The organism is Micromonospora sp. NPDC005087, from assembly GCF_042872965.1.
Lineage (GTDB): Bacteria > Actinomycetota > Actinomycetes > Mycobacteriales > Micromonosporaceae > Micromonospora.
This window is the reverse complement of record NZ_JBIALB010000038.1, coordinates 1-24,937: the sequence shown is the minus strand read 5'-3', so window position 1 is coordinate 24,937 and position 24,937 is coordinate 1. Positions and strand designations below refer to the sequence as shown.

General features: G+C 67.6%; 31 protein-coding genes and 3 pseudogenes. 10 read left to right on the top strand and 24 right to left on the bottom strand.

The window, feature by feature from the left end; translation table 11 throughout:
* The first annotated feature begins 158 nt into the window (after positions 1 to 158).
* Positions 159 to 284, top strand: a complete 126-nt coding sequence (locus tag ACFYPS_RS35115; protein ID WP_387330554.1) for a hypothetical protein — start codon at positions 159 to 161, stop codon at positions 282 to 284.
* Positions 285 to 329: 45 nt separating this feature from the next.
* Here ACFYPS_RS35115 and ACFYPS_RS35110 read toward each other — a convergent pair whose 3' ends face one another.
* The 3 genes and pseudogenes from ACFYPS_RS35110 to ACFYPS_RS35100 form a co-directional block, all read right to left on the bottom strand.
* Positions 330 to 2,771, bottom strand: a complete 2,442-nt coding sequence (locus ACFYPS_RS35110; RefSeq protein WP_387330551.1) for a low temperature requirement protein A — start codon at positions 2,769 to 2,771, stop codon at positions 330 to 332.
* A 123-nt stretch (positions 2,772 to 2,894) separates the two neighbouring features.
* Positions 2,895 to 3,223, bottom strand: a pseudogene (locus ACFYPS_RS35105) (hypothetical protein); the annotation flags it as partial.
* A 119-nt stretch (positions 3,224 to 3,342) separates the two neighbouring features.
* Positions 3,343 to 4,350 (bottom strand): ATP-dependent DNA ligase, encoded by a 1,008-nt coding sequence (locus ACFYPS_RS35100; protein WP_387330548.1) that lies wholly within the window; start codon positions 4,348 to 4,350, stop codon positions 3,343 to 3,345.
* Between the two features lie 278 nt (positions 4,351 to 4,628).
* Here ACFYPS_RS35100 and ACFYPS_RS35095 point away from each other — a divergent pair, with 278 nt between their 5' ends.
* Positions 4,629 to 5,300: a DUF1524 domain-containing protein gene (locus ACFYPS_RS35095; protein WP_387330545.1), complete on the top strand. Its 672-nt coding sequence runs from the start codon at positions 4,629 to 4,631 to the stop codon at positions 5,298 to 5,300.
* Between the two features lie 88 nt (positions 5,301 to 5,388).
* On the opposite strand, the gene ACFYPS_RS35090 is transcribed toward ACFYPS_RS35095, so the two are convergent.
* The 4 genes from ACFYPS_RS35090 to ACFYPS_RS35075 form a co-directional block, all read right to left on the bottom strand.
* Entirely contained in the window at positions 5,389 to 5,607 is a 219-nt protein-coding gene (locus ACFYPS_RS35090; protein WP_387330542.1) for a hypothetical protein, read from the bottom strand.
* Between the two features lie 124 nt (positions 5,608 to 5,731).
* A complete protein-coding gene (locus tag ACFYPS_RS35085; protein ID WP_354968367.1) occupies positions 5,732 to 5,971 on the bottom strand; it encodes a hypothetical protein in 240 nt (79 codons plus the stop codon).
* A 363-nt stretch (positions 5,972 to 6,334) separates the two neighbouring features.
* Positions 6,335 to 6,493, bottom strand: a complete 159-nt coding sequence (locus tag ACFYPS_RS35080; RefSeq protein ID WP_387330539.1) for a DUF6745 domain-containing protein — start codon at positions 6,491 to 6,493, stop codon at positions 6,335 to 6,337.
* Positions 6,442 to 6,876, bottom strand: a complete 435-nt coding sequence (locus tag ACFYPS_RS35075; protein WP_387330536.1) for a hypothetical protein — start codon at positions 6,874 to 6,876, stop codon at positions 6,442 to 6,444. Before ACFYPS_RS35075 ends, ACFYPS_RS35080 begins: the two co-directional genes overlap by 52 nt.
* Positions 6,877 to 7,636: 760 nt before the next feature.
* Between ACFYPS_RS35075 and ACFYPS_RS35070 the strand changes: the two genes are divergently transcribed.
* A complete protein-coding gene (locus tag ACFYPS_RS35070) occupies positions 7,637 to 8,401 on the top strand; it encodes a DUF427 domain-containing protein (RefSeq protein WP_387330533.1) in 765 nt (254 codons plus the stop codon).
* Positions 8,402 to 8,443: 42 nt separating this feature from the next.
* Positions 8,444 to 8,674, top strand: a complete 231-nt coding sequence (locus ACFYPS_RS35065; RefSeq protein ID WP_387330531.1) for a hypothetical protein — start codon at positions 8,444 to 8,446, stop codon at positions 8,672 to 8,674.
* 22 nt (positions 8,675 to 8,696) lie between these two features.
* On the opposite strand, the pseudogene msrA reads toward ACFYPS_RS35065, so the two are convergent.
* Both msrA and ACFYPS_RS35055 read right to left on the bottom strand, forming a co-directional pair.
* Positions 8,697 to 9,215: pseudogene (gene msrA / locus ACFYPS_RS35060) on the bottom strand (peptide-methionine (S)-S-oxide reductase MsrA).
* Between the two features lie 36 nt (positions 9,216 to 9,251).
* Positions 9,252 to 9,932, bottom strand: a complete 681-nt coding sequence (locus ACFYPS_RS35055) for a DUF1223 domain-containing protein (protein WP_387330556.1) — start codon at positions 9,930 to 9,932, stop codon at positions 9,252 to 9,254.
* Between the two features lie 477 nt (positions 9,933 to 10,409).
* On the opposite strand from ACFYPS_RS35055, the gene ACFYPS_RS35050 reads away from it, so the two are divergent.
* Entirely contained in the window at positions 10,410 to 10,607 is a 198-nt protein-coding gene (locus ACFYPS_RS35050) for a hypothetical protein (protein ID WP_354968371.1), read from the top strand.
* Between the two features lie 17 nt (positions 10,608 to 10,624).
* Here ACFYPS_RS35050 and ACFYPS_RS35045 read toward each other — a convergent pair whose 3' ends face one another.
* Positions 10,625 to 11,059 carry a ChaB family protein gene (locus tag ACFYPS_RS35045; protein ID WP_354968372.1) on the bottom strand — a complete coding sequence of 145 codons (435 nt, stop codon included), beginning with the start codon at positions 11,057 to 11,059 and terminating at the stop codon, positions 10,625 to 10,627.
* Between the two features lie 887 nt (positions 11,060 to 11,946).
* On the opposite strand from ACFYPS_RS35045, the gene ACFYPS_RS35040 reads away from it, so the two are divergent.
* The gene (locus ACFYPS_RS35040; protein WP_387330528.1) at positions 11,947 to 12,522 is read left to right on the top strand and encodes a hypothetical protein; all 576 of its coding nucleotides are present in this window, start codon (positions 11,947 to 11,949) and stop codon (positions 12,520 to 12,522) included.
* Here ACFYPS_RS35040 and ACFYPS_RS35035 read toward each other — a convergent pair.
* The 3 genes from ACFYPS_RS35035 to ACFYPS_RS35025 form a co-directional block, all read right to left on the bottom strand.
* Positions 12,485 to 12,826 carry a siderophore-interacting protein gene (locus ACFYPS_RS35035; RefSeq protein ID WP_387330525.1) on the bottom strand — a complete coding sequence of 114 codons (342 nt, stop codon included), beginning with the start codon at positions 12,824 to 12,826 and terminating at the stop codon, positions 12,485 to 12,487. The genes ACFYPS_RS35040 and ACFYPS_RS35035 overlap by 38 nt on opposite strands.
* Before the next feature lie 7 nt (positions 12,827 to 12,833).
* Complete coding sequence (locus ACFYPS_RS35030) at positions 12,834 to 14,198, bottom strand: NAD(P)/FAD-dependent oxidoreductase (protein WP_387330523.1); 1,365 nt, start codon at positions 14,196 to 14,198, stop codon at positions 12,834 to 12,836.
* Between the two features lie 71 nt (positions 14,199 to 14,269).
* Positions 14,270 to 14,422 (bottom strand): hypothetical protein, encoded by a 153-nt coding sequence (locus ACFYPS_RS35025; RefSeq protein WP_387330520.1) that lies wholly within the window; start codon positions 14,420 to 14,422, stop codon positions 14,270 to 14,272.
* A 45-nt stretch (positions 14,423 to 14,467) separates the two neighbouring features.
* Here ACFYPS_RS35025 and ACFYPS_RS35020 point away from each other — a divergent pair, with 45 nt between their 5' ends.
* On the top strand, positions 14,468 to 14,662 hold the full coding sequence (locus tag ACFYPS_RS35020; protein ID WP_387330517.1) for a hypothetical protein: 195 nt from the start codon (positions 14,468 to 14,470) through the stop codon (positions 14,660 to 14,662).
* 14 nt (positions 14,663 to 14,676) lie between these two features.
* On the opposite strand, the gene ACFYPS_RS35015 is transcribed toward ACFYPS_RS35020, so the two are convergent.
* The 9 genes from ACFYPS_RS35015 to ACFYPS_RS34975 all read right to left on the bottom strand — a co-directional run bounded on the left by ACFYPS_RS35015 (position 14,677) and on the right by ACFYPS_RS34975 (position 21,701).
* Complete coding sequence (locus ACFYPS_RS35015) at positions 14,677 to 16,038, bottom strand: cytochrome P450 (RefSeq protein WP_387330514.1); 1,362 nt, start codon at positions 16,036 to 16,038, stop codon at positions 14,677 to 14,679.
* A gap of 176 nt (positions 16,039 to 16,214) precedes the next feature.
* Positions 16,215 to 17,282 carry an integrase core domain-containing protein gene (locus ACFYPS_RS35010; RefSeq protein ID WP_387330511.1) on the bottom strand — a complete coding sequence of 356 codons (1,068 nt, stop codon included), beginning with the start codon at positions 17,280 to 17,282 and terminating at the stop codon, positions 16,215 to 16,217.
* A gap of 128 nt (positions 17,283 to 17,410) precedes the next feature.
* The gene (locus tag ACFYPS_RS35005) at positions 17,411 to 17,923 is read right to left on the bottom strand and encodes a transposase family protein (RefSeq protein WP_387330508.1); all 513 of its coding nucleotides are present in this window, start codon (positions 17,921 to 17,923) and stop codon (positions 17,411 to 17,413) included.
* A gap of 10 nt (positions 17,924 to 17,933) precedes the next feature.
* Positions 17,934 to 18,482 (bottom strand): transposase family protein, encoded by a 549-nt coding sequence (locus ACFYPS_RS35000; protein ID WP_387330505.1) that lies wholly within the window; start codon positions 18,480 to 18,482, stop codon positions 17,934 to 17,936.
* 124 nt (positions 18,483 to 18,606) lie between these two features.
* The gene (locus ACFYPS_RS34995) at positions 18,607 to 19,794 is read right to left on the bottom strand and encodes a low temperature requirement protein A (RefSeq protein WP_387330504.1); all 1,188 of its coding nucleotides are present in this window, start codon (positions 19,792 to 19,794) and stop codon (positions 18,607 to 18,609) included.
* A gap of 96 nt (positions 19,795 to 19,890) precedes the next feature.
* Positions 19,891 to 20,238: a trimeric intracellular cation channel family protein gene (locus ACFYPS_RS34990; protein ID WP_387330501.1), complete on the bottom strand. Its 348-nt coding sequence runs from the start codon at positions 20,236 to 20,238 to the stop codon at positions 19,891 to 19,893.
* Positions 20,239 to 20,246: 8 nt separating this feature from the next.
* Positions 20,247 to 20,513: a trimeric intracellular cation channel family protein gene (locus ACFYPS_RS34985; RefSeq protein WP_387330498.1), complete on the bottom strand. Its 267-nt coding sequence runs from the start codon at positions 20,511 to 20,513 to the stop codon at positions 20,247 to 20,249.
* A 227-nt stretch (positions 20,514 to 20,740) separates the two neighbouring features.
* Positions 20,741 to 21,076 (bottom strand): metalloregulator ArsR/SmtB family transcription factor, encoded by a 336-nt coding sequence (locus tag ACFYPS_RS34980; protein WP_387330495.1) that lies wholly within the window; start codon positions 21,074 to 21,076, stop codon positions 20,741 to 20,743.
* On the bottom strand, positions 21,057 to 21,701 hold the full coding sequence (locus tag ACFYPS_RS34975; protein WP_387330492.1) for a metal ABC transporter permease: 645 nt from the start codon (positions 21,699 to 21,701) through the stop codon (positions 21,057 to 21,059). The genes ACFYPS_RS34980 and ACFYPS_RS34975 overlap by 20 nt, the downstream gene beginning before the upstream one ends.
* On the opposite strand from ACFYPS_RS34975, the pseudogene ACFYPS_RS34970 reads away from it, so the two are divergent.
* A pseudogene (locus tag ACFYPS_RS34970) lies at positions 21,655 to 21,861 on the top strand (transposase); the annotation flags it as partial. The gene ACFYPS_RS34975 and the pseudogene ACFYPS_RS34970 overlap by 47 nt on opposite strands.
* Before the next feature lie 265 nt (positions 21,862 to 22,126).
* Here ACFYPS_RS34970 and ACFYPS_RS34965 read toward each other — a convergent pair.
* Together ACFYPS_RS34965 and ACFYPS_RS34960 are read right to left on the bottom strand one after the other, a co-directional pair.
* Positions 22,127 to 22,291, bottom strand: a complete 165-nt coding sequence (locus ACFYPS_RS34965) for a hypothetical protein (protein WP_354968543.1) — start codon at positions 22,289 to 22,291, stop codon at positions 22,127 to 22,129.
* A 288-nt stretch (positions 22,292 to 22,579) separates the two neighbouring features.
* Entirely contained in the window at positions 22,580 to 23,224 is a 645-nt protein-coding gene (locus ACFYPS_RS34960; protein WP_354968544.1) for a TetR family transcriptional regulator C-terminal domain-containing protein, read from the bottom strand.
* 284 nt (positions 23,225 to 23,508) lie between these two features.
* Here ACFYPS_RS34960 and ACFYPS_RS34955 point away from each other — a divergent pair, with 284 nt between their 5' ends.
* Positions 23,509 to 24,051 (top strand): carboxymuconolactone decarboxylase family protein, encoded by a 543-nt coding sequence (locus ACFYPS_RS34955; RefSeq protein WP_354968545.1) that lies wholly within the window; start codon positions 23,509 to 23,511, stop codon positions 24,049 to 24,051.
* A gap of 40 nt (positions 24,052 to 24,091) precedes the next feature.
* Positions 24,092 to 24,745, top strand: coding sequence for a nitroreductase family protein (locus ACFYPS_RS34950; RefSeq protein ID WP_354968546.1), 654 nt, complete (start codon positions 24,092 to 24,094; stop codon positions 24,743 to 24,745).
* Positions 24,746 to 24,937: the final 192 nt, after the last annotated feature.

The following is a 24,937-nucleotide window of genomic DNA, read 5'->3' as shown; positions in this document are numbered from 1 at the left end:
TCAGGCTGCCCTCAGCTCCACCGCCCTGCTGCGACAGGGTCAGCGGTGAAGGTCTCCCACCTCCACTCGAAACAGCAGCGCCTCACGGCGCACGGGTACGAGACGTCACCTACGACGAAGACCGATCCCAGATCCGCACCGGCACCGGACCCCAGGTCATGGCCGCCCTACGCAACGCCGCCATCGGAGCACTACGCACCGCCGGCGTCACCAACATCGCCGCCGCCACCCGCCACCACGCCCGCGACAGCAACCGACCACTGGCCCTACTCGGCATCACCTGACGACTTTGCCGGGGCCCTGGGACGGGGCCTGTCTCGCATGCCACGTCATGGCCTGTCGCTGAGTACCGTGTCCAGTGGCGGGGTGACCGAACGCCCGAGCACGTGAGCGGCGAGCAGCGCCAATGTGAGCGCGACCAACGCCCACAATATTGGCATTAGTATCGTCACCGGCGACAGCGCGGCGACTACCAGACTCACTGCCCGCCGGCGACCCACTGGGCGGCGGGCGCGCCGCCATATGAGGTGATCGGCGAGTAGGTAGACAATGATTCCGCACACCAGTGTGGCCTGCCCCATCATCACCACGGCACCTGAATGCTGCGTCGGATGCGGCAAGGTCGTGCGCAGCCCGAAGGCGACCAGCACGAGGCCGACGACGAGGAACAGGTGAAGGTACGCGTAGGCATCTCGGGCCAGGGCGCCGCGTTGGCGGCTGGTGGCGAGTTCGGCGAATCGTTGGCCGATGACGACGTCGGTGCCCACGTAGGTCCACCACAATGCGAAGAGCAGTCCGGCGCTGAGTGCGACGGCGCCGAGGCTGGCAATCGAGATGGGCGGATTGCCGATGGCCGTTCCGGTGGAGATGACCGCTTGGCCGAGCGCGATGAGGATTATCAGGTTGTAGCGACCCATCCATCGACTGACGGAATGCAACCACCAGTTTCGGGATCGGATGAGGTAGCCGCCGCCCACGTCAATGAGAATGGCGGCGGCCCAGCAGAATGTGGTGAACGGGGTGAGCGGATCACCAGTGGCCTGGGCGGGCACCACCGCGCAGAGCAGCAGGACTATTCCCACCCCGGTCGGTCCGGCCGCCCTGACAACGGGGGCGCGAAAAGTGGTGTCGCGCCGGACCGCCAGCCAGAACGACACCAGATGCAGGAGGCGCACCGCCGCATACGAGGTGACGACGATCAGCGGCCCGGGCAGCCCTGCGGATACATAGCTGAACGTCTGTGGCGTGGCGATGCCCAGCATCAGGATCAGGGCCACCGCGGCGAGGACGACCAGCCGCAGCAGGTTTCCTGCGCTGCGGATAGTCGTGGTGAACCAGGTGTAGTTGACCCAGGACCACCACAGCAGCGCCAGGACAGCTAGTCCCTGGAGCACTCCGATCATCGAAGGGTGCCGGGTCATCAGCACGGTGACTTGGATGAACGCATACACGAAGACCAGATCCAGGAATAGTTCCTCCGGGGTGGCATCGACCTCCTGACCGGCCGTTACCGCGATAGCGCGGTGTAGTTGGCGGTGGCGCCGCCGCAGCAGCGTCACATGGGCGAGCACCACGCAGACCAGGGCGCCAGCGAGGAGCGCGAGGGATCCCGGAGCTGTCAGGTGACGGGCAGGCGCGACCAGCAGCGCGACGAGGACAAGGCCGAGTACCGGACCGCGGCCGACCCGTCGGACGATGCGCCATTCGAACGCCACCAGCCCCAGTAGGTACAGGACCACACCACCGTAAAGAGATGCCAGGTCGGTCACATCCCACCGTTCGAGGTGGCCGACCGGGCCTGCGCTCAGCGCCTTCTTGAGCCCGAACGCGACCAGGATGAGCCCACCGATCATCGGCAGGTGCAAAAGTGAGTAGGCGTCGCGGGCGAGGCGGGACCGCGCGTGATGTGAGGTGGACTGCAATACCTGCTCACCGCTGGGTGCTGCGATGTCGAAGTACGCCCACCACAGGAACGCCACGACGACAAGACCGAGCACCGACCCGCCGAGCACGGACCAGGTGATCGGATGGTTGCCGGTGAGGCCGCGACTCGTGCCGATCGAGATGATCGTCTCGCCTAAGGCGATGAGCATGATCAGGTTGTGTCGCTCCGCCCAGTGTCGCACCGATGTCAGCTGCCAACTACCGGTACCTGGCGCGCGCAGGCCCGCGTAGTCGATGACGATCGCGACCGCGAAGAGCAGAAGTTGAAGCGCTTCCGCATTCCGGCCCGGTGGTAGGTGGTGGGGCAGCAGGACCGCGCACAGCAGCAGTGGGGCGCTGCCGGCCAGCGGGAGCCACGCGCGCCTGGCTGGAGCGGACGACTTTGCCGAGCCTCGTTGCTCGCGAGAGATGATCAATAGGGACCCGACGCGAGCCGCCAAGAAGCCGACGACGAAAACGAGGGGTCCGGATAGCCCGCCCGGCTGGTCAACGAAGACCTCCGGGATGGCGACGGCGGCGAGCAAAATCGCGGTGGCCGCCGCGAATATGGTGACCGGCAGGCTGCCCCGGTCAAGCCTCACCAGGTTTCCCACCCAGGCGTAGCCGATCCAACTGCGCCAGAGCAGCAGCACCACCAACCCTCCCTGAAGCAGCGCGTCCAGAGCTGGGCGTTCCGACATGAGCTGGGTGACGTTGATGAAGGCGTAGACGAATACCAGATCCAGAAAGAGCTCCGGGCGCGTCACCCCGCCATGCGTCGCGGCCTTGATCCGCCCAGCCGACGGGAATGCGCCGCGCGACGCCACTTCCCCATCGCCGCCACCCACCCGACTACTGTGTCAACGATTGACATCAGGGGCACATAAATCGATGAGCCACAGGATGTTCCAGTAGGTCCTGACCGCGCACCCCTTCAGACAAGATAGAGCCGTCAGTCATGCGGCATCGCGTCACCGTCCCCCTTCGCAACACGCGTCAGTGCAGCCCGCCTCGCACCCGCAGCTGCCGTCGGCCTCGCCGCTGCCGGCAAGTACGACGCAGTCCGCGCACTGCTCACCGCGCCACGCCTCACAGCCTTCGGATCGCGATCCCCGCGATGATCAGTGCGGCGACCGGGTTCGCCCAGGACCAGTCGAGCCAGGCGTTGAGGACGAGGCGGACGAGCACGATCGCCGACAGGTACGTGCACAGCAGGGTTTGGGAGGAGTCGCCAATCACGGTGGCCGAGCCGAGGGCGCGGCCGGTGCGGCGTTTTGCCCATCAGCACCGGCATCACAACCCCGGTCAGATGACCGAGCGGAGCGCCGCGATCATCAGACACGCCAGGCTTGGGAGGGTCCGACTGCTACAGCTGACGTCCCGCCCCGGACGGGGTGCGGGCACCGTCAAAGCTGGCAATCAGCCGGGCGGTACGTCGGCGGCGGTGAGATCGAGTCGGGGGCGTAGGTAGCGGACGTGGTGTCGCCACCGGTGGTGTTCGTAGGCGGTGTCGACGTCTATTTCCGCGACGATGGTGGGTGTAACGGGCCTGTAGGGGAGTGGTTGGGGTCGGTCGAGTTGTCCGGTCCACGCGGCGGGGAGGGGTTGCGGCCAGGGGTGTGCCCCCGGGTCGAGGGGCGTGAGCAGGGCGGCCAGTTCGGCGCGTTGTGCCGGTCGTAGGGGGTTGGTGCGGCCGGTGTAGCGCAGTCGTCCGTGCTGGTCGCAGCGGCCGAGCAGGAGGGTCTCGGGGTTGTCGGTGCTGGGGGTGACGCCGCCGATGATCGCTTCGGTGGTGCGGTAGGCCCGGACTTTCTGCCAGCCACGGCGGCCCGGCTCGTAGCGCCCGTCGAGGCGTTTGATCACGACGCCCTCGATGCCCGCGGCTGTCCAGGTGGTCAACCATTCGGCGGCCTGGTCGAGGTCGGTGGTCTGTGGTGACAGGGTGAGTTGGGCGGGTGCGTCGGCGAGTAGCTGTGTGAGCAGGGCACGTCGCTCGTGCAGGGGCCGGTCCAATAGTGGTCGGCCCGGTGGGGCGCTGAGCAGGTCGAAGACGACATAGTGCGCGGGGTGGCGTCGGGCGATGTCCGGAAGCTGGCCGCCGGCGGTGACTCGTCGCTGCACGTGGGCGAAGTTGGTTCGTTCGCCTTCCCACACCACCAGTTCGCCGTCGAGGACGGCACCCGGCTCGACGGCTTCGGTGACAGCTCGGGTGATGTCGGGAAAGTAGGTGGTGACGTCCCGGCCGGCTCTGGACTGCAGGTACACGCCGTCGGGCCGGCGGAAGGCCAGCGCCCGCCAGCCGTCCCACTTCGGCTCGTAGGCCAGATCCGATGCCTCAGGGACGGCGTCGACGGCCTTGGCCAGCATCGGCGTGAGCGGCGGACGCAGCCCTTCGGTGGTGCCGCCAAGCCGGCGGGCTGGAGTCACCGCAGGACCGACCGACGACATCGAACTCGAATTTCGCCCACCTCCTCTCTCAAGGTTGAGGGGCGTATGGGGGTGGCGCTGGAAGATGCCGAACGGTCGATGGCGGTATGCGAAATGAAAGGCAGACGAGGTCCGGCTGGGTCCCCCAGCTCGTGTCCGCACGCCAGTGAAGTGCTTCGAAGTTTTGTCGCCGCTTCCTCACCCCTTTCCAAACATGCCTTTCGATGGACATGATCGTCAGAGACGGTTGCCGTCCACCCAGCGCCCAGGAGGCCCCCATGCGGGTAACCCAAGTCTCAGCCCGTTTTCGCGTCACGCGCCACGCCGCCGCAGTCGTCCTCGCCACCCTCGCCGGCGCCGGTCTGGCCGGCGTCAGCGCGCAACCCGCGTCGGCCACACCTCCCGGGATCCCGTCGAAGGCCACGGCCCAGTCGCAGCTCAACGCCCTGACCGTGGCGGCGCAGGGCTCAACCAGCGGCTACTCGCGTGACCTGTTCCCGCACTGGATCACCATCAGTGGCAGCTGCAACACCCGCGAGCAGGTCCTCAAGCGCGACGGCACCTCCGTCGTCGTCAATAGCTCCTGCGCGGCCACCTCCGGCCGCTGGTACAGCCCGTACGACGGCGCGACCTGGACGGCGGCCTCCGACGTCGACATCGACCACGTCGTTCCCCTCGCGGAGGCGTGGCGCTCCGGCGCCAACTCCTGGACGACCAGCCGCCGGCAGAGCTTCGCCAACGACCTGAGCCGCCCGCAACTGATCGCGGTGACGGACAACGTCAACCAATCCAAGGGCGACCAGGACCCCTCCACCTGGCAGCCGTCCCTGTCGTCATACCGGTGCACCTACAGCAAGATGTGGATCACCGTGAAGTACAACTGGAGCCTCACCCTGCAGTCGTCGGAGAAGTCTGCCCTGCAGAGCATGCTCAACACCTGCAGCTCCTGACACAGCCCACCGGGTCGGTGGCGCGTCCCGCGGGACGCCCCGCCGAGGACTATGCCTGCTGTGGCGGAGACGCTGCGCTGTCGCCAGCCTACTTGCGCCACTGGCCGCCCGCGTCGACGGCCAGGAGGCGCTTGACCATCGCCAGTGCGTCCGCCTCGGTGTCGAACTCCCAGCGCAGCACCCGGCCGTTCTCGCTGTCTCCGGCGCGGGCGACGACCTTCCACTGGACCTCAAGGGTCAGCCAAACATCCCGGCGGCCCAAGCGCCCCCAGATGCCGTTCCACCAGCGTCCCGCCACGTCCTCCACCACGGCATCGTACAAGTGTTCGATCATCGGTGGGTGTGGGGTGGCGAGTTCGCCAAGCTGAGCCTTCGTGCGGCGGTAGGCGTTCGAAGGCCGCCCTTCACCTTATTGCCCGCCCTCGATGAGGTCACTGGCCGTGAGGGAGGGGCCCGTCGTACCGGAATGTCGGCGGGTCCCCCTGGCCCTCGCCGTCGCAACGGAGATAGCGGTGCTGCACAGGCGGACTGGGATGCTCACGTGCGCCGAGGTAGGCGCCGGCCTGCAGCAGGAGAATGGCCTGCGGAAGGGACCCGTCCTCGTCGACCTCGATGGGGGTGATGCGGCCATCGGCGGGCCCGCCGAGCAGCCAGGCCTCCACCGCGGGCATCAGTGCTTCACCATCGGCCCAGCGGCCGCCAGCAGCCCGGCGACTGCCGCGATGACAGCGGCCGCCGCGCCGACGAGGCCAGTGACGGCGGCGAGGTAATCGAGTGGCGCCGGCGTATCCGTGCGGCGCGTTCGGCCGTGCCCGCCCCTGGTCATGGCTGCTCTCTAGCCCTTCAACGGATCGATGGGACGTGGCGTCGTCCCTCCGGGTTACTTCAGCAGGGCGCGGCTGGCGGCATCAAGCGTCGCGGCGTCATCTGTGGATAACTCAGGTGCTCGTGGATGAAGGAACGATCATGGCGGGTTTCTGGGTCATGCGTCCGTTGGTGCCGATTCGCGGCGTGGTGTGCCGGTGAGGGTCCCTTTACGCGCCCGCACTTTGGTGACCGTCGGGCCATTGGATGGCTGGTCCGTCGTCGGCGTGCAGGCGGCCCCGGTCATCGAGTTTGAGCAGGTATGGTCGTTCGCTCATCAGAGCGGTGTTTGGGAAGGGCCACCAGGGGTCCGGAAGTGAGCGCGACATCGCGGCATCCCTTGCCAGGCGGGATCGGGGGCGGCCCCGAGGGCGGTGCGATAGGTGTCGATCGCGGCAAGGACGATGAGGTCGGGGTAGTAGCACGAGGCGGCGTCGGAGAATCGATCGTCGAGGTTGGGCGTGCTGTAGCGGACGACAGCGCGGGCCTCGTCGTCTTGGCGGACGACTCCGTGGTCGTCGTCCCAGCACCACGCCAGCTGGAGCGCGTAGCGGGCGGTGATCGAGCGGTCGAGCGCCGGCCACATCGGGCTCAGGGCGTGCTGGTACGTCTGATAAACGGCGCCGAGCACCGGCTGCAGCGCCGATCGCTCGGACGGCAGAACGGGCGGGCATCGGTAGGGATGCTCCATCAGGTCATAGCGCTCATCCATGCCGTCATAGCGCTGCTCGCCGTACTACCCCTCCCACTCGAAGAAGGTCGGGTGGCCGATGAAGCGCAGCGGACTGTGGGCGCGAGCGTGCCCGATGTGCGGATGGTGGTGCCGGCAGGGTGGGGGCCGCCACGCGGTGCCATCGGGTTCACCGGACCGGGCGGCACTCGCCGCCGCCCGGGGAGTCCTGGTCACCGCCGGCTGCGGATCCCGGAATCGTGGCTGCGCCGGCGCGCCGGCCGCCAAAACCCCTGCATCTTCCTCGGCAAGCACCTGCGCTTTCCGCCGCCGCCCTGGCTGCCATCGTCGCCAGCGCCGCTGAACCTCCAACAGGCCGGCGCCCCACCCGCCGAGGCTCTCGCCCACCGGCGTAGCCGCGACTTGCCCAACTCCCCAAGTGGAGCGTCGATCGATTCCGCACCACCATCGAACCGATCGGAGTAACCCCAGGCCACCTTTATAGGTGCGTCTCCGCGCCTGTCCCACGGCTAGGACGATGAGGTGTAGGCCGCACTCTCATCATGAAGGCTCATTCGGCTCAGCCGGACACGACCCGGGCACCCGAGCGGCATTGCGTCGATAGCCCAGGCCGTGAACGCTGACCGTGAGCCTCCGGCCGAGCGTTGCCATATGGGTAGACGCTGACGCTGTACGAACTCGTGCAGGTTGGCGCCTCACCGAATCGGCGAGACACCCAAGCCCTCCCGATCGTTGAGCCAATACCCCCCCGAACCGGGCTGTTGCTGAACTGGAGGACAGGGTGCCGGACTATCCGAAGGCGATCGGCCCGGACGACCGCGTTGAGCCGGTGCCCCGCCGGATCCGCGCCTACCTCGCCGGCGAACTGGTGCTGGACACCAAGCGGGCGCAGTACGTGTGGGAGTGGTCCTTCTACCCCCAGTACTACATCCCGGCCGCCGACGTGAACCGGAGCCTCCTGTTCGACGAGCACCGCACGGAGCGGGTCCGGTGTGGGACCGGGCGGGTGCATGGGCAGCGGGTCGGCGAGACGACTCGTCCTTCGTCCGCTCGGTGGTACGGAGACGACGCGCTGCCCGGGTTGGCCGACACCGTCCGGTTCGAGTGGGCCGCCATGGACAGCTGGTTCGAGGAGGACGAGGAGGTCTTCGTGCACCCCCGGAATCCGTATGCCCGGGTGGACGCAATGCGGTCCACCCGACGCGTACGGGTGGAACTCGACGGGGTCGTACTGGCCGAATCGGCGTCGCCGGTGCTGGTCTTCGAGACCGGTCTGCCGACCCGCTACTACCTCAACCGGACCGAGGTGGCCTTCGGGCACCTCGTGCCGTCAGAGACGACGACCTCCTGCCCGTACAAGGGCCGGACCAGCCGCTACTGGTCCGTGCGCGTCGACGGCACGGTCCACCCGGACCTGGCCTGGTCGTACAGCTTCCCCACCGCCGCGCTCCTGCCGATCGCCGGGCTGATCGCCTTCTACAACGAGAAGGTCGACCTGATCATCGACGGGGAGCGACTCACCCGGCCGAAGACGCACTTCTCCTGATCGTCAACGGCGGCTGAACTTGAACCCCAGGCGACGCGACGGGTGAAAATTGACGCCCTCGTGCGGGTCGGTAGTAGCGGTCTCAACGTCGACGTCCGCGAGCAGCTCAGCTTGGTGGCGGTCGAGTCGCTCTGGGACTCCAGCCCCGTCGAGCCGGGCGTGGTCTGGGCTACTGACGATGACGAGTTCGCCAAGATCCTCAGCGAGTGGACGCGAGCCGTGCCCTACTTGAGGAAGACCGATACGTACATCGCTCCTGGTACCTGGGAGTAAGCCGGCCGCACGACCGGGGCCACTACGCGGCGTTCCCCCCTCGGCGGGGCAGCTTCCAGTCAGGCCGAACGAAGTGGCAGGTGTATCCGCCGGGGTTCCGCTCCAGGTAGTCCTAGTGTTCCGGCTCGGCCTCCCAAAACGGGCCGGCAGGACTAACTTCGGTGACCACCTTGCCCGGCCACAGGCCCGACGCGTCGACGTCGGCAATCGTGTCCTCCGCGACCTGCCGCTGCTGGTCGTCCTTGTAGAAGATGGCTGACCGGTAGCTGACTCCCACGTCGTTGCCCTGGCGATCCTTCGTGGTCGGGTCGTGAACCTGGAAGAAGAACTCAAGGATGTCCCGGTAGGACACCTCGGCAGAGTCGAAGGCGATCTCGATCGCCTCGGCATGGGAACCATGGTTGTAGTACGTCGCGTTCGGCACATCCCCGCCCGTATATCCCACCCTGGTGGCGAGCACGCCAGGGCGTTTCCGGATAAGGTCCTGCATCCCCCAAAAACAACCGCCGGCCAGAACCGCCATCTCAGTCGTGTCAGCCATCGCTTCGCCCTCCCATCCGGGCTCTCGAAAGCAAGGTCACCTCCGTCGTCGCGCCGCCACATCGACGGACGCAGCCCCGACAATGGCCTTGTCGCCGTCGTTCTGGACATAGCCGACCACCGAGGCCTTTCGAGGATCGAGAGTTGGCGGCATCTCGAGGTCGACCCGCCCGCGCTCCACGTTCATTGGAATCGACGTGAAGGCGCGCACCACGCCGTCCTGCCGAAGCCGCCGCCCGGCGTTCTCGCCTCGGGGTACCTCGTTCTCCAAGCCACGTTCCACGACCGCCACGTTGAACGCCGCCGGCTGTGGCAGTCGCCCGGCCTGGTACTCCACCACGACCCGGCGTCCATCGCTCGTGCCCTCGGGAGCATCCTGCAAGGACAGCGCGAGCGGCGTGGTATCCGCCGCCTCCGAAAGGGCGGAGCTGATCGCAGACGAAGCCTGCCGGCGGTCGGATCCGACGAACTCAACGACGCCGTTGACGATCATCTGGGGGGTGTACAGCCCCCGGGAGCCGAGCGCCCGCGCGTACGCCTCCTGACGCAGGGTGTGCGCCTCGGCGCCGAACGGGTCGGCCCAGCCCAGGTGGTCCCAGTAGTCGACGTGGAACCCGAGCGCGTAGACAGGCTCGCCCCGATCCCGGGCGTCGCGGTCGATCTCGGACAACACGTCCTCGGCCGGAGGGCAACTGTTGCAGCCCTGGGAGGTGAACATCTCCACGACTGCGAAGCCGCCGCGGCCCGTCGGCCCGGCGCTACCAGACCCGGTGCCCCGTGTGTCCGTCATGGCGCATCCTCCTCGGTCAGTCCCGCTGGCGGCCCTGACCTTCCCGTTCCGGCGACCACCATGCGGAGGTACGAGGATCAAGACCCTCCTCAAACTCCTAAAAAGCGGCACCGTTCTCACGTGTGGCCGCCGCGCTCATCGGCCAAACCGGACGTCGCCCTCGGCAGCATCGTCATCCACCTGGCCGGTCACCACCCTGCTGCCCAACGAGGGCCGTCCACCCGCCAAGGAACAGTCTGCCGCCGCCGCCGAGGAGATCGATCTCGCGCTACGGATGGCGTTCTTCCGCGACAGCCGGTGCATCTCCCTCCGCCACGAGATTCTTGACATCGCCGACGCTGCCGCAGCGTCGACAGCAGTCGCCTCGCCGACGCCCTCGACACCGGGCAGGCCCGGGGCACGATGATGCGGGACTACCAGCGGCACCGCGACGACGTGCGGGGCAGTCCCCACCTGTTCTTCGCCGGCGGACACCAGGTTCACAACCCGGGCATCACGATGCACTGGGAAGGCGAGCCCGGTGCCGGCTTCCCCGTCGTGGACGTTGACGACCCGTCGGTCTTCGCCGAGCTCGTCGCCCGTGCCGCAACCACCGTCACCTGATCCGGCATCTTTCGGCGCTACCGCTTCCGGGCCCGCGCGGTGGCCCGGGCGTTGGCCTTCTCGATCGCGCCGACCTCGTCGCCCTTGTTCAGGTTCTCCGGGTCGTCGATGCCGACCCGGTGTGCGACGTCGTCGAGGTGTTCCTTGCTGGCGTTCGCGTCGACCCCCTGGGCGGTGTCCCGCCGTCCACGCGCCGACTCTGGCGTCCCCTGCTCGGCCTGCGGGTCCGATGGGCCCTTGTGCTCCTTGGGCTCCCAGTGGTCCCCGACCTTTTCATGGGTGTGCTTCAGGGAGGCGAACGCGGTGCGGTGGGCGCGCTCGCCGTCGCCGTAGGACTCCTCCGCCGACTCAAGCGTCTTCTTGTAGGTCCGTACCGCCTTGTCGTCGGAGCGGGCGATGGTCGACGGCACGTCGTCGCGCATCTGCTCGGCCTGCTCGTGCTTGTCGGGCATGACAACGCCTCTCTCCTGGTGATGCCGGCGGAACGGAACGCCCGGCGCGGCAGCCGCCCCGCAGGAACTCATGCCCTCCCCAGGTGGGCAACAAGGTGCATGCCCGCCTCGTGTAGAGGGAAACACCCGATCGAAAGGCGGCGGCCCGAGCAGGGCGTCGAGCGTCTGGACGACGTCAAGGAGGTCCGGATGGAGTCCGAGGGCCACTTCAGCGTCATCACCCGCGACGCCGGCAAGCTCCCGGGACGAGGTGCTAGCTGACGCCGTTTGCGCCCCCCGTCGCCGGGAAGGCGACGGGGGAACAGTGGCGCGCGGAGCCGCCCGCGCCATCGCACACACGGGGAGGCCGACATAGTGACCGGGAACGGCTGCACGATCTTCGCCAGCAGGCCCACGACGCGGGCATCGAGGGCAACTCCAAGATGACTGAGGAGCAGCTGCGCGACGCGCTGCGCAAGGTCGGCAAGGGCGAGCGGCCCCAGATGGCCAAGCACGAGACCAAGCGGTAAGCGCACGAGCGGTGCCGGCACCCTGACGGGTGCGCAGTCCAGGTTCGTCCGTACGCATTTGGTCAGCTCGGCGACCATGTCCTCGCTGAGAGGCAGGCGTCCGCGCACGCGGTGCAGGCCTGGGCGCAGTCGTTGAGGGCGTCGATCGCCGCCGCCAGCTTCGCGCGGTCCATGTTGATCGACTTCGGGTACATCTACCGCATCAGCATCTGGTGCTCGGCATCAGGGAATCCTCTCTCATGGTTCCCCGATCCCTACCCGAAGGCACCGACACACACCGCCGGACACGGCGGTATGACGGGGACGGCAGCGGGTACCGGTTGCACATGCCGAGTCGATCCGAAGCACTCGGACCGGCGTGACCCCCGGGGCAGAACCATGACCGACCAAGCGCCTCGCGAGGAGGGGGCGCGCCTGGCACGGCAGGAGAAGGAGGACGACCGGCTCAACGGTCTCGCCCGTCGGCTGGACAAGCCGATGGGCGTACTCGGCATCCTGTTCTTGCTGCTGGTGCTCGGCCAAGCCGTCACCCGCGACCAGCCACTCACCGGCGTGCTGACCGCCGCCAGCTGGGCGCTGTGGGCGGCCTTCGTCGCCGAGTTCGCGCTGCGTGCCTGGCTGGCCCGCCGCCGCGCCCGCGAGTTCTGGAAGCGCAACTGGTGGCAGGCGATCTTCCTCGCCGTACCCTTCCTGCGGTTCGCCCGCGCCGCCAACGCGCTGCGGGCCGCGCGCGGCGCCGGCGTGGTCGCCGCCGCCGTCCGCGGCTCCCGATCGGCGGGCCGGCTGCTGCCCGACCGGCTGGCCTGGCTCGCCGTGGTCACCGTGGCGATCATCCTTGCCGCCGGGCAACTCCTAGTCGTCACCGGCTCCTACCCGACGTACGGGAAGGCCCTGCACGGTGCGACCCTGACCACGATCAACGGCGGTGCCAGCCGCTCAGATTGGCCGGGTTAAGCACAATCCAGAGGACGGCGACCCTGGCGTCGGCCGTCTTGATGCCGACCACCGCGATAGCCTGGCCGGAGCGGCGCAGGGCCAGCCCGGCACGGCCGTTGACGGCCTCGATGGTCAGCTCGGCGTCCGGTTGCCCGGACAGCAGGACCGCGGCCATCTGGGCAACGTCTTCCGCGCCGTGAATGGGGCTCATTGCGGCGGGCAGCAGCCCGCCGCCGTCGCACACCGCGATCGCGTCAGCGTCCAGGGCCGCCCCGAGCGCGGCGATGTCTCCTAGCCGGCAGGCCTCGGCGAACCTGCGCACGACATCGTCATGCCGATTGAACATGCTGGCACCGGATAGGCGGGTGCGCGGGTGGCTCCACCGGGTCGTCGCCGGTGACGAACGCGCGGCGGGGATCCTGCACCGAGGCCAGCGAGACGATGTCGCGGCCGAACACCACGGCGGTCAGCCAAACCGCCAGCACCCGGGTCTTCCGTTCCCAGCTCGGTACGGCGAGGACGTGGTACCCCCGGTGCATCAGCCAGGCCGGCAGCCCCTTGATAACGATGCCCCGGTACTGGAAGATGCCCCGACCGAGGCCCAGCGTGGCGACGGTGCCGAGGCTGTGGTGCACGTACTGCTTCGCCTTCCGCCCGCGGAGGGTGGCCACGATGTTCCTCGCCAGAAGCTTTCCCTGCCGCACGGCGTGCTGGGCGTTCGGCACCGTCACGGCGCCGGGTCGGCTCACGGCAAGGTCCGGAATCGCCGCGTCGTCGCCGGCACCCCAGGCGTCCGGCACTGGTTCGCTCTCGGTGCCGACCCGCAGGTCGGCTCGTACGATCAGCATCCCGCGCCCGTCGATGGGCAGATCGGTGTGGCTGCGCACCATCGGATTGGCGGCGTTGCCGACGGTCCACACGATCAGATCGGAGTCGAACTCCTCTCCGGTCGACAGCACCACGTGACCGTCGCGCGCGGAGATCAATTGGGCATTGAGGTGTATGCGTGCCCCGCGCTTCTCCAGCGACCGCACTACCCATTGCCCGGGTCCGTCGGAGACCTCGGGAAGGATCCGGTCCCGGGCCTCCACCAGGTGGAACTGCAGCTCGGCAGGGTTCAGCTCGGGGTACGCCCGCATCAGCGACGTCGCCAGGGACAGCAGCTCACCGAAGCCCTCGACGCCGGAGAACCCACCGCCCACGAACGTCACGGTGAGCAGCCGCCGGCGCAGCGGCCCCGGCTCGAGCGTCGAGGCCCGGTCGAAGGCGGTCAGCAGCCGATCCCGGATCGCCACCGCCTCCTCGACGTGCTTCATGCCGATCGCCTGCTCCGCCACGCCGGGAATGGCCAGCTTGCGGGTCACCGCGCCGGCGGTGACGACGATGATGTCGTAGCCGAGCGCGAACTCCGGACCCTCGGCCGGCTGCACAGTAGCCGTCCTGTGTGCATGGTCTACCGCAACGACCGCACCCGAAATGAGCGTGGCCCGGCGTAGGTGCCGGCGCAGCGACACCGCGGCGTGTCGCGCCTCGACCGATCCGGCCAGCACCTCGGGAAGAAACGGCTGATACGTCATGTACGGGCGCGGATCGACCACGACGACCCGTGCCTCGTCCCGCCGAAGCTTCTTCTCCAGCTTCCAGGCCGTGTAGAAGCCGGCGTAGCCGCCGCCGGCCACCAGAATCGTTCGCACGGTGTCCTCTGTTTCTCTCGCAGTCGACACCTATATGACCAGGTAGCGCGCTGGTTTGTGACGTCGGCGGATCAGGCCAGTCCGGACACCGCTGCGGTCTTCTCGGGTTTCATTATCCACAGCACGGGATCCATGCCCTCGGTCGAGGCGCTGACCATGAGCACGGCGGCCAAGGTGCCGTCGCGCCGCAGCACGGCGAGGTCTGGCCGTTCGTGTTCGCCCACCCCACGTCAAGGCCGTCCCAGAACCAGGTGATCGCGTTCAGGAACTTGACCACGCGCACCACTCCCGCCAGCGGCCGGCGGGCGACGCCCAACGCGCCGTTGCCGTCGGACAGGCTGGTCACGTTCGCCGCGAAGAGCCGCTCCAGCGCGGTCATGTCGCCCGAGCGGGCGGCCGCGATGAACGTGGTCAGCAGCTCCCGTTGTGCGGTGGTGTTCGCTGGTGTGCGCGGGACGGCGTGACCGAGCGTCCCGCTTCAAACCTCCAGCGGCAGTCCGTCGTGATGTAGACGAAAGCCGTCAAGAACGGCGGGATCGACCGCGAGACGCAGGTTAGGAAGCTGTTGCGCGATTCGTTCGAACATGATCCGGCTCTCCAGCCGGGCCAGGTGGGCGCCGAGGCAGAAGTGGATCCCGTGCCCGAAGGCGATGTGCTTGCGAACGTCGGTGCGGTGGATGTCGAACACGTGCGGCCGGTCGAACACTGTGGGGTCACGGTTGGCTCCCCACAACGACAATCCCACGCGGTCGAACGCAGGGATCCGCCCACCAGCTATCTCGACGTCCTCGAGGGCAAATCGCGGTGGCACGATCTCGACCGGGCCCCGGAACCGGAGTGTCTCCTCGACCACCGCTGCCGCCAGCAGCGGATCGTCCCGCAGTGCCTGCCATTGGTCGGGATGGGTGAGCAGGAGTCGAATGCCGTTGCTGATCAGGTCGACGGTTGTCTCCTGGCCGGCGATGAGCAGCAGCTGCACCAGCGCCAGCAGTTCGTCCCGGTCGAGTCGGTCGCCCTGTTCCTCGTGGGCCACCAGTTGCGATATCAGGTCATCGGCGGGGACGGCCCGCCGCCGGGCCGCCAGCTCGTCGAGGTATGCCGCGAATGCCAGCGTGGCGGCCGAGCTGTCGATGCTGGCCGACACGATCGCCGCCGACCAGGCGCGGAACTGTGGCCGGTCCGGTTCCGGAATGCCGACCAGCTCGGCGATGACGTTGACCGGCACCGGGTCGGCAAGGTCGGCGATCCCGTCGATCCGTCCCTGCTGGCGCGCCCGCGCGACCAGCCGGTCGGCGAGTTGGCTGATCCACGGCTCCAACCGGGCCACTGCCCGTGCCGTGAAGCCGCCGCTGACCAGCCCTCGCAGGCGGGTGTGGTCGGGCGGATCAAGGCTGATGAGCTGGCGGGCCTCGATCCTCGCTACCTCCGACAGTTCGTGCCGGGCGGGTTGCCTACCGCCGGGGCAACGCCGGTGAACCTCGTGTCCGATCGCCGGGTGACGCAGCCCTTCCAGCACATCGGCATGTCCGGCGATCATCCAGAACCGGTTGCCTGCGGGATCGATCTGAAGGACCGGCCTGCCAGTGGCTCGCACGCGGTCGTAGAACCTGTGCGGGTCACGGCGCACCACCGGATCCCACAACTCCGAGACGCCGAACTCGGTGGCCACGTCGCCTCCATGAGCGGGAAGTGCACTGTGTGCTCCGGTCGCCTTGCGCATCCTGTCGGATAGCGCACGCCTGGTCACCACGTCGTGCGTCTGGCTTCGGAGCGGACGACTGACGGCCGACCAGCCAGGCCGGTTGAGCGCTAACATAGAGATGTTTCCGGAACGTGTCAATCGAGAAGTTTTTGCTTGCCCGACGGCACTGCCGACTTTAGAGTTAGCGCTCACATTGGTTGGTGATCAAGGCCCCCCCGCCGCTGACTCAGTGCCTTCCGTGGGCCGCCGCGGGCACCGGCGTCTGTGGGCCTGTCGGGTTCCAAAACCCTGTCACTTGGTCTGAGCTGGGCTTTCTACGCGGCTCGTTCGTACTCGTTGATCAGCCCGCCGAGGACGGGCCGGCGTTTGATCCGCTGGTGGGTCAGGTCAACGACGGGATGGTCGGAGCGTGGGGGCTGCAGCTGCAGTGCCCGGTGGGGGCGCCGACCGTTGTAGTGACGGGCGTATTCGTTGAGTGTTCGGCGTAGGTGCCGTTCACCGAAGATGAGGATGCGGTCGGTCACCTCGGTGCGGGCGGTGAGGACGAACCTTTCCGCATAGGCGTTGGCTCGCGGGCAGCGTGGTGGGATCTTGCACACGGTGATGCCGGTGTCGGCCAGGACGGTGTCGAAGGCGGTGGTGAACTGCCCGGCCCGGTCACGGATGAGGATCTTGAAATGGTCGGCGCGGTCGCCGAGGTCCATGTGTAGGTTGCGGGCCTGTTGGGCGGTCCATGGCCCGTCTGGGTTGGCGGTGATGCCGAGGATGTGGACGTAGCGGTTGCCGACTTCGATGACGAAGAAGACGTACAGGCGCTTCAGGGTGAGCGCGCAGTCCAGTTGAAAGAAGTCGCAGGCAAGGTTGGTCGATGCCTGCGTGCGGAGGAAGCGTCGCCAGGTGGTGTGGTCGCGGCGTACCGGCGCTGGTGGTATGTCAAGCCGTTTGAGGATCCGGCGGATCGTGGAGGCGCCGGTCCGGTGGCCGAGGCCGAGCAGTTCACCTTGGATTCTTTGGTAGCCCCAGCCGGGGTTGTCCCGGGCCATCTGCACGATTAGAGCGGCAACAGTTGGGTCGATTGGTGGGCGTCCTGGCTGGTTCGGGTAGGTCCAGTGTCGGGCGACCAGCCGCCGGTGCCACCGCATGACCGTGGCTGGGGTGACGAGCCGGTGCACCTTCAACGCTCGGGGCAGGAGCTTGATCAGGGCGGCGAGCACGGCACGGTCGGCCCAGTCCAGACGCGGTGTGGGGTTCTGCCGTCGGAGGACCGCGTTCTCGTGACGGAGAACCAAGATCTCCACATCTTTGGCTGCGGTGGTGCAGGCGAGGAGAGCCAGCCAGCCGGCGATCCGGCAGAACACGAGGTAGATCAGTCGGGGGGCCATGAGTAACGATGGTGGCTGGCATCGCTGCTAGGCAATACATCCGGCCAGGTCAGCTGCGGTGGCAGGGTTTTGGAACCCCGCACGTGCGTGATTGGCCGGGGCACGTACCTGCGGCGAAGGAAGTCTTTTCATCGACTGTGAGGTGTGGCTCGTACGGCTTTGAGTGGCCTGGTCGTGTTCTCGGTGCGGTCGGTGTGCTGATGGTCGGAGAGCAGGCCGGCGATGGCGCGGATGGTGGCGTCGAGGTGTTCGCGTCGACCGTGGTAGCGGCCCAGGATCCGCCAGTTCTTGAGGTGTCCGATGACGTGCTCGACGCGGATGCGCTGTGAGGAGTGCCGTTTGCGGGCTGCCGCGTGCGCGGCGATGACGCTCGGCGGCAGCGAAGTCTGGCGTTTACGTGGCTTGGGCCTGGGGGTGATCACGGTGTCGGCGGTGTCGGCGCCGAGTCCTTGGTAGCCGGCGTCGGCGAGGACCTGAACCCCGACCGGTGCGTGCAGGAGGAGGTTGACGAGCCCCGCGGTCCGGGCCTGGGTGAGGTCGTGTATCGAGCCCGGACGGGTCTCGCCGCAGAACAACAGCCTGCCGATCGGATCGCAGATCACGAGAGCTTTCATCGTGTTGAGCCGGGCCTTGCCGGACACGAACCGGTCCCTACCCGCCCGGCCCGCGATCGGCCGGCGCACCCGCACCTCGGGTCGCGTCCATCAACGCCCGAGGGTGGTGGCCGAGGTACGCCACCACGTCGGCGAGGGTGCGTAGCCGGACACCGTCATGCACCCTGCAACCACGCTCGGCCAGCAACGGCCGCACCTGCGCGACGCTGCGCGTGATCGTCGAGCGGTGCACCCCGAACCACGCCGCCACCACATCGTGGGTCAACCCGTGCCGCAGATGCACCAGCGTGGCCACCAGCCGATCCGGGAACCCGAACCGGTACCTCGCGCCGGCGCCGATGCGGCGACGACGCGCTCGCGCAGCGAGCCGGTCACGATGCTGGGCTTGCCACCGCGGCGCCAGCTCCGCGACCAAGCCTTCAATCACCTGCTGGGACAGCCCTGTCATCCGACGATCCGTCATGATCGCAGCACCAACCATGGCACGATCATCGATGCTCAAGCATCTACAACCGTGCACGAGGTCGTTAGATGAACGCGAGAGGTATCCGGGTGCTCCGGACGTGACCGGCAGGTGAAAGTTCACCGGGAGCGACCTGGGTCACAACAAACGAATCCGCTCGGGCGCCGCACACTGTGCTGAGCGCAGTGCGGAGGGAAAGCCCGTCCCTCATGCCTCATGCGCACGGCGGCGGCCGCGAACCGCCGGATCACCAGCGGGTACGGATGTGCCAGCGGGTGCGGTACACCGGTTGCCCCCAGTGTGGGATGAAGGCGACCGCCATCATTCCAACGGTCATGACAGCGGCGACCAGGATCGGTGGCAGCCCCCCCGCCATCGGCGCCGCCAGCGACAGGACTACCACGCCGAGCGGCAGCCGCCACAGCATCGCCCGGAACACCACCAGCGCGTACACGGTGCGGCCGGTGAGGAACACCAGCGGACCGGCGACCACGATGGCCAGCTCCGTGGGGCTGGTCTCCCCGACGGGGTCTCTGGCGACTATGTCACCACCGGCGGCGACCAACACCACACCGGCGACCATGACCAGATGCGCGTACGCCGCGACCAGCGCGATCCGGCCGGGACTGTTGGCCATGTCGATCCCGGTAGCGAGATAGCCGGCGACGTAGACGATGTAGATCCGCCACATCGTCACCGTCATGACGAAGAGCAGGACCACTCCCGCCGTCTGCAGCGACACGAACGGGGGGTCGCCGTACAGCCGCACTCCGACGAGGATGATCTCACCCAGGGTGACGATGAACATCTGCCGGTAGCGTTCCGCCAGGTGCTCACCGCCCACCCGGAGTTCCTCCGGGCCTGAACGGCCGAGCCGGGGCAGTGGATACCCGAAGAGGCCGACCGCGTAGTCCGTCGTGATCGCCACCGCCCAGAGCACCAGCCGGATCGGGCTGGGCAGGAACGCGCCGACCAGCCACAGCACGCCGGTCAGACAGAACCAGACGAGTACCCGCATGGACCGCTTTCGAAGCGCGTGACCCCGCAGGGCGGTGATGAGGATGAACCCGCGATACAGGTGCAGGCCCACGTACGCCCCAGCGAAGACGATCCCGTTGACCCCCTCGAACGCGCTGCTGATCGCCAGCGACATCAGCAGTCCGCCGAACAGCACGCCGAGGACGATCAACTGGACCAACGGCAGGCTGGGGTCGTACCAGTCGGTGGTGTACGCGGTGACCGTCCAGACCCACCAGATCGCGGCGAGCAGCACCAATGTTTCCAGCGCGTGATTCCAGCCGAGGTCGCCGGACAGCCGCTCGGACAGCCGCATGAGCGCGACGATGAGGCCCAGGTCGAAGAGGAGTTCCAGGTAGGAGATCCGGCGGGGAGTGTCCTGACCGCGCAGAATCCACCCCGACCGCGCCTGCTCCACCGCCCCCGATCCTCCGGACAATCCTGCCCAGACTTCGTATCACGCCGGGGGCAGCAGGATGGGGCATTGCCGCACAACCCAGCCCCTGGCTGAGCCCTAGCGTTCCCAGGCTCGTGGTGCGGTCCAGTGACGGAGCATGGCGACGATGCGGAACAGGAACACGAACACCGCCGCGCAGGTGGCGATGACGGGCATCGGCAGGTCGAGCTGGTGTGCACCAGCAACGATCACCGCACCGGCCGCTGCCGGGATCGAGTAAAGATCCGTGTCAACCTGGACCAGCGCCGGCGTCTCTCGAGCGGTGATGTCACGCAGCACTCCACCGCCGACCGCGGTGGTGATCCCGAGCAACACCGCCTGGATCGAACCGAGGTGGAATTCGAGGGCCTTCAGGGTGCCGGTGACGCAGAACAGCCCCAGTCCTGCGGCGTCGAAGACGAGCACGGTGAAGTTCAGCCGCTGCGCAGGGGGTAGACGAAGAAGGTCACGCCCACAGCGATCAGCGGGATCACCAGATAATTCACGTTCGTGAAGGCGGCCGGCGGAGAGTCCCCTATGATCAGGTCGCGTAGGAGACCGCCACCGAGCGCGGTCAGCATCGCCAGAACCACAATTCCCACGACGTCGAAGCGTTTGTGGATGGCCATCAAAGCTCCGGACGTGGCGAATACGTAGAGACCAACCAACTCAAGGATGTTGACGACCGCGCCTGCTGACATCTCCATAGCATCGCCGCGCCGACCGGGTGCTGGCGCTGCGCGATCGCTGCCTGAGACCGGCAAGGCCGCAGCCCTCGGCCATCGACCCCGGCTTGAGCTCAGCCGGCCACGGTGGCCCGTACCACGTCGAATGGGCCGGCCTCACCGTGCAGGCCGGCCTCCTGCAGTTCGGCGAGCAGGCCGGCCACGGACGTCAGGTGCCACGGATAGTCGACGGCCGTCTTCGACTAGGTGGCGGAGCTGGTCGCCGTGCGACAGGCGGAGTTCTCGGCGTAGCGCAGCACTTCCCCGATGAGTCGCCTGGTGGCCTCCCCGTGCAGCATGTAAACGACATGCCGGCCGCGGCGCTGCCGCCGGATCAGCCGGGCGTCCTTGAGGAACCGCAGATGGTGGGCAATGGCCGTCGAATCCGTGGACATGGCCTCCGCCAACGAGGCCGGCGTGTGCTCGCCGCTCTGCAGCAACACGAGGATGTGCAACCGGCGCTCGTACGCCATGCCACGCAGCACGACGATCGCCCGATCCAGCGTGGCCCCCAGGTCCTCAAGGTGTGCGGTGCTCATGCCTGGACCGCACGGAGCCGGTGACCGCCAGGATCCCGGCTTTGATCAGCCGGGACAGGACCGTGGACAGCGCCAGGACCGCGGTGGCGGTCAGGGTGATGCTCGCGCCGGCGGCGACGTTCCACCGGCTCGACGCGTACAAGCCGCCGAGACCGCTGAGAGCGCCGAACGTGACGGCCAGGGCAGTGATGACGCTCAGCCGGTGGGACCACTGGCGCGCCGCCGCGGCCGGCGCCACGATGAGGGCGAGGGCGAGGATCGTGCCGACGGCCGGGACGATCGTCACGACCACCAGCTGGATGGTGAGCAGCAGCACGACGTCCCAGACACCGGTGGCGAACCCGGCCGCCTGCGCCCCGGTGCGGTCGAAGCCGGTGTGCTGCAGGGGACGGGCGCAGGCCAGCAGGATGGCCGCGACGACGACGAGCGCCACCGCAGTGGTCACCAGGTCCTGCGGGCTGACCGTGAGGATCGATCCGACGAGGCGGCATCGACGCCCCGAAGTGATGATATTACTGCCTGGACACGAACAGAACTGGTAGAAACGGGCGAGCTGATGACGACAAGCAGGGCGGCCGCGCGACCACACCACCTGGCGGTTCCTGCGCACCCAGGCGTCGACCATGCTGGCCTGCGACTTCTTCCACGTGGACTGCACACTCACCCTCCAACGCCTGTACGTGTTCTTCGTCATCGAGGTCGACAGCCGCTACGTGCACATCCTCGGCATCACCACCAACCCCAACGGGCCGTGGACCAACCAGGCGGCCCGTAACCTCCTTATGTTCGGGCGTGGTGACAGCCCGGCTGGTGGCCGGGTTCGGCCCTGGTATCCCCTTCGCGGGCCGGGTGGGCGGGGCCTCTCGTCTGGTCGGGGCGGGTGGGAGTGCCGTTACGGCGGGGTGACCATGCGTGGATCTTGTTCCAGGCGAGGATGAGGTCGGTCTGGTGCGGGTGGGTGTCGTCGAGGCGGGTCAGCCGTTTACGGGCGCGGCGCACGAGGCGGGCTGGCGCGTTGAGTAGCACTCGGCGCAGGGTGGCCGGGCTGGCTTAGCGCAGCCCGGACTGTTCGGCCAGCAGCCGCAGCAACGGGGCGCCGACCGCACCGATCAGCCCTGACGCCCCGGTGGTCAGCGTCAGTCCGCGGGCCCAGGCGTTGACGCGTTGTTCGATGCGTCGCTTACGCCGCAATCGTTTGGCACGCGCAGCCTTCATACGCAACCTGGTCGATGTCGTACGCTTCACCTGGCAGGTGCCGCCCTTCTGGAAGATTCTCGATCTAGGCAATCCAGATCATTCCAGGTAGGACGGCACCTCCTTTACGTCAGGGCCGGCAATCAGCCGTCACGCCATCGAGCCCATGAATTCGTGAGGCTGGATGTCGGCGAGCCGTCCGATTCTGCTAACAGAGCGGACGCCCTTTCGCGTCGCCCGACGTGGTCGTCTTACCAGCTCGCCAGACCTCCTTCCGCGCTCCGACACCCGAGGCTCGGATGCGCCGGGTCAGCCCATGTGCTGGTCGTCAGACGTCACGAACGTCCGCAGATGGTCAACCGCCGCAGAGAGCGCGTCCTGAAGGGGGCCGATGTCCCGGGCGACCTGAGCGAGGAGCATGCCACCTTGATACGCCGCGAGGAACATGTCGGCGAGCCGCGCGGGGTCGGCGGACGCGTCGATGCGGCCGAGTTGCCGCATGCGATCGAGCCCGACGCGGAAGATCTCGCGCCACTGCGCGAACACCTCCGCGAGCCGGTCCTGCACGTCGAGATCGGTCTTGACGATCTCGCTCGCGAGCGAGCCGAGGCTGCAGCCGGCCTCGAACGGACGCCCCGAGAGGACGTAGAAGTCCGTCCAGTCCTGGAAGGCCTCGACGGTGTCGAAGCTGGCAAACCGTTCGCTGCGATGGAAGCCGAGGACGCTGTCGGCCTGCCAGTCGATGACCGCCAGGACGAGGCTCTCCTTGGTGGGGAAGTAGTGACTCAGCTGCGATCCACTCACGCCTGCAGCGCGGCGGACGAGCTCGTTGTTGGTTGCGTGGACCCCTTTGCCGTAGATCAACGCCGCCGCGTGCTCCAGTATCCGCTCGCGCGTGGCCTGGCCCTTGGGAGTGAGCTTCTGGGCTGCATCCGCCCCGTTGTTCACCTGCATGTAATCAACATAACACAAACTGGGCTTGAGAGCCCATTCCCGACGATGTTCACTCAAGCGAGTGGACGAAATCGTCCAGTAACGTCACGCGGCGGCCGCGTGTTCCAGTATTCGCTCGCGCGTGGCCTGGCCCTTGGGAGTGAGCTTCTGGGCTGCATCCGCCCCGTTGTTCACCTGCATGTAATCTACATAACACAAACTGGGCTTGCGAACCCATTTTTGATGGTGTTCACTCAAGCGAGTGGACGAAATCGTCCAGTAAAGTCACCCGGAGGTTCATCACCATGTCTCGCCTGACCGCTCCCGCGCGCGCCGACATGGACGCGAAGACGCAGGGCGCCCTCGACGCCATCGCGAAGCAGTTCGGCTTCGCGCCCAGCATGTTCACCACGCTCGCCGCGAACCCGACCGTGCTCGAGATCGTGATGGGCCTGCAGGGCAGCATCGCGAAGCTCCTGGACGCGAAGACGCGCCACACGATCGCCCTCGCGGTCTCTCAGTCGAACGGCTGCCACTACTGCCAGGCACTCCACGGTTTCATCTCGTCGAACCTCGGCGGTATGTCGGCGGAGGAGATTGAGCTCGCCCGCACGGGCACGTCCAGCGACCCGAAGCGCGCCGCCGTCGCGAAGTTCGCGCAGCACGTGATCGAGACGCGTGGCCAGGTCAGCGACGAGGACCTCGCAGCGATCCGCGAGGTCGGGTATATCGACCCGGAGATCCAGGCGATCGTCACGATCGTGGTCGTCACCCTGCTCACGAACTACCTCAACAACGTCAGCGACACCGTCGTCGACGTCCCCGGCGCCGACCACCAGTCGGCCTGACTTTCCTCTCCACCCGCCGGTTCAAACGACAGAAAGCACGATGTTGAATCTCGACAAGCTGATCACGAAGCACCTCACCCGCTACTTCGACCCGAGCAAGAGGATCCCGGAGGAGACGTTCCAGCAGCTGCTGCGTTACCTGCACACCTCGCCGACGACGATCAACATCCAGCCGAACCGTTTCCACGTGCTGGAGACGCAGGATGGCAAGGACAAGCTCGCGGACGCACTGGTCGGCCGCTTCGCGGACAACGCGGAGAAGGTGCGCAACGCGTCGCACGCCATCGTCTTCACGACGCGCAAGGACATCCCCGACACGCACCTGCAGGAGATCTTCGAGAAGGAGCGCGCCGACGGGCGCTTCGCCGATCCGGAGATCCAGAAGGGATGGGAGGCGGGCGCCTCCAACTTCGTGGAGATCCAGACGGAGAACTATGGCGGGGACGTGCTCCACTGGCTTGAGAAGAACACCTACCTCGTCGTCGGCGCCACGATGATGGCCGCCGCATCCCTCGGGGTGGACGCGACGCCGATGGAGGGCTTCGACCGCACGACCGTGGACGCGGCCTTCGACCTGACCGACACCGACTACACGACCACGCTGCTTCTGGTGCTCGGCTACCCCGACGAGGCTCGGGTCTCCCGCCAGCCGGTCTCGCGGTTCGACGCGGAGAAGATCTTCACGCACATGTGACGGACGGGGCGGACATCGGATCGCGGTGCCGGCCCCGTTCACTTCGACTCGGTTGCCCGGCGTCCGCACCTCCTCGACGGACGCCCGGCAATCGACCCCCTAAGAGCGTCCGCCAGTAGGTCATCGGATGCGAGGGCTGCGGGGTCGGGTGTCCCACCGGTAGTGCTTCCACGCCCGCACGATGATGCTACG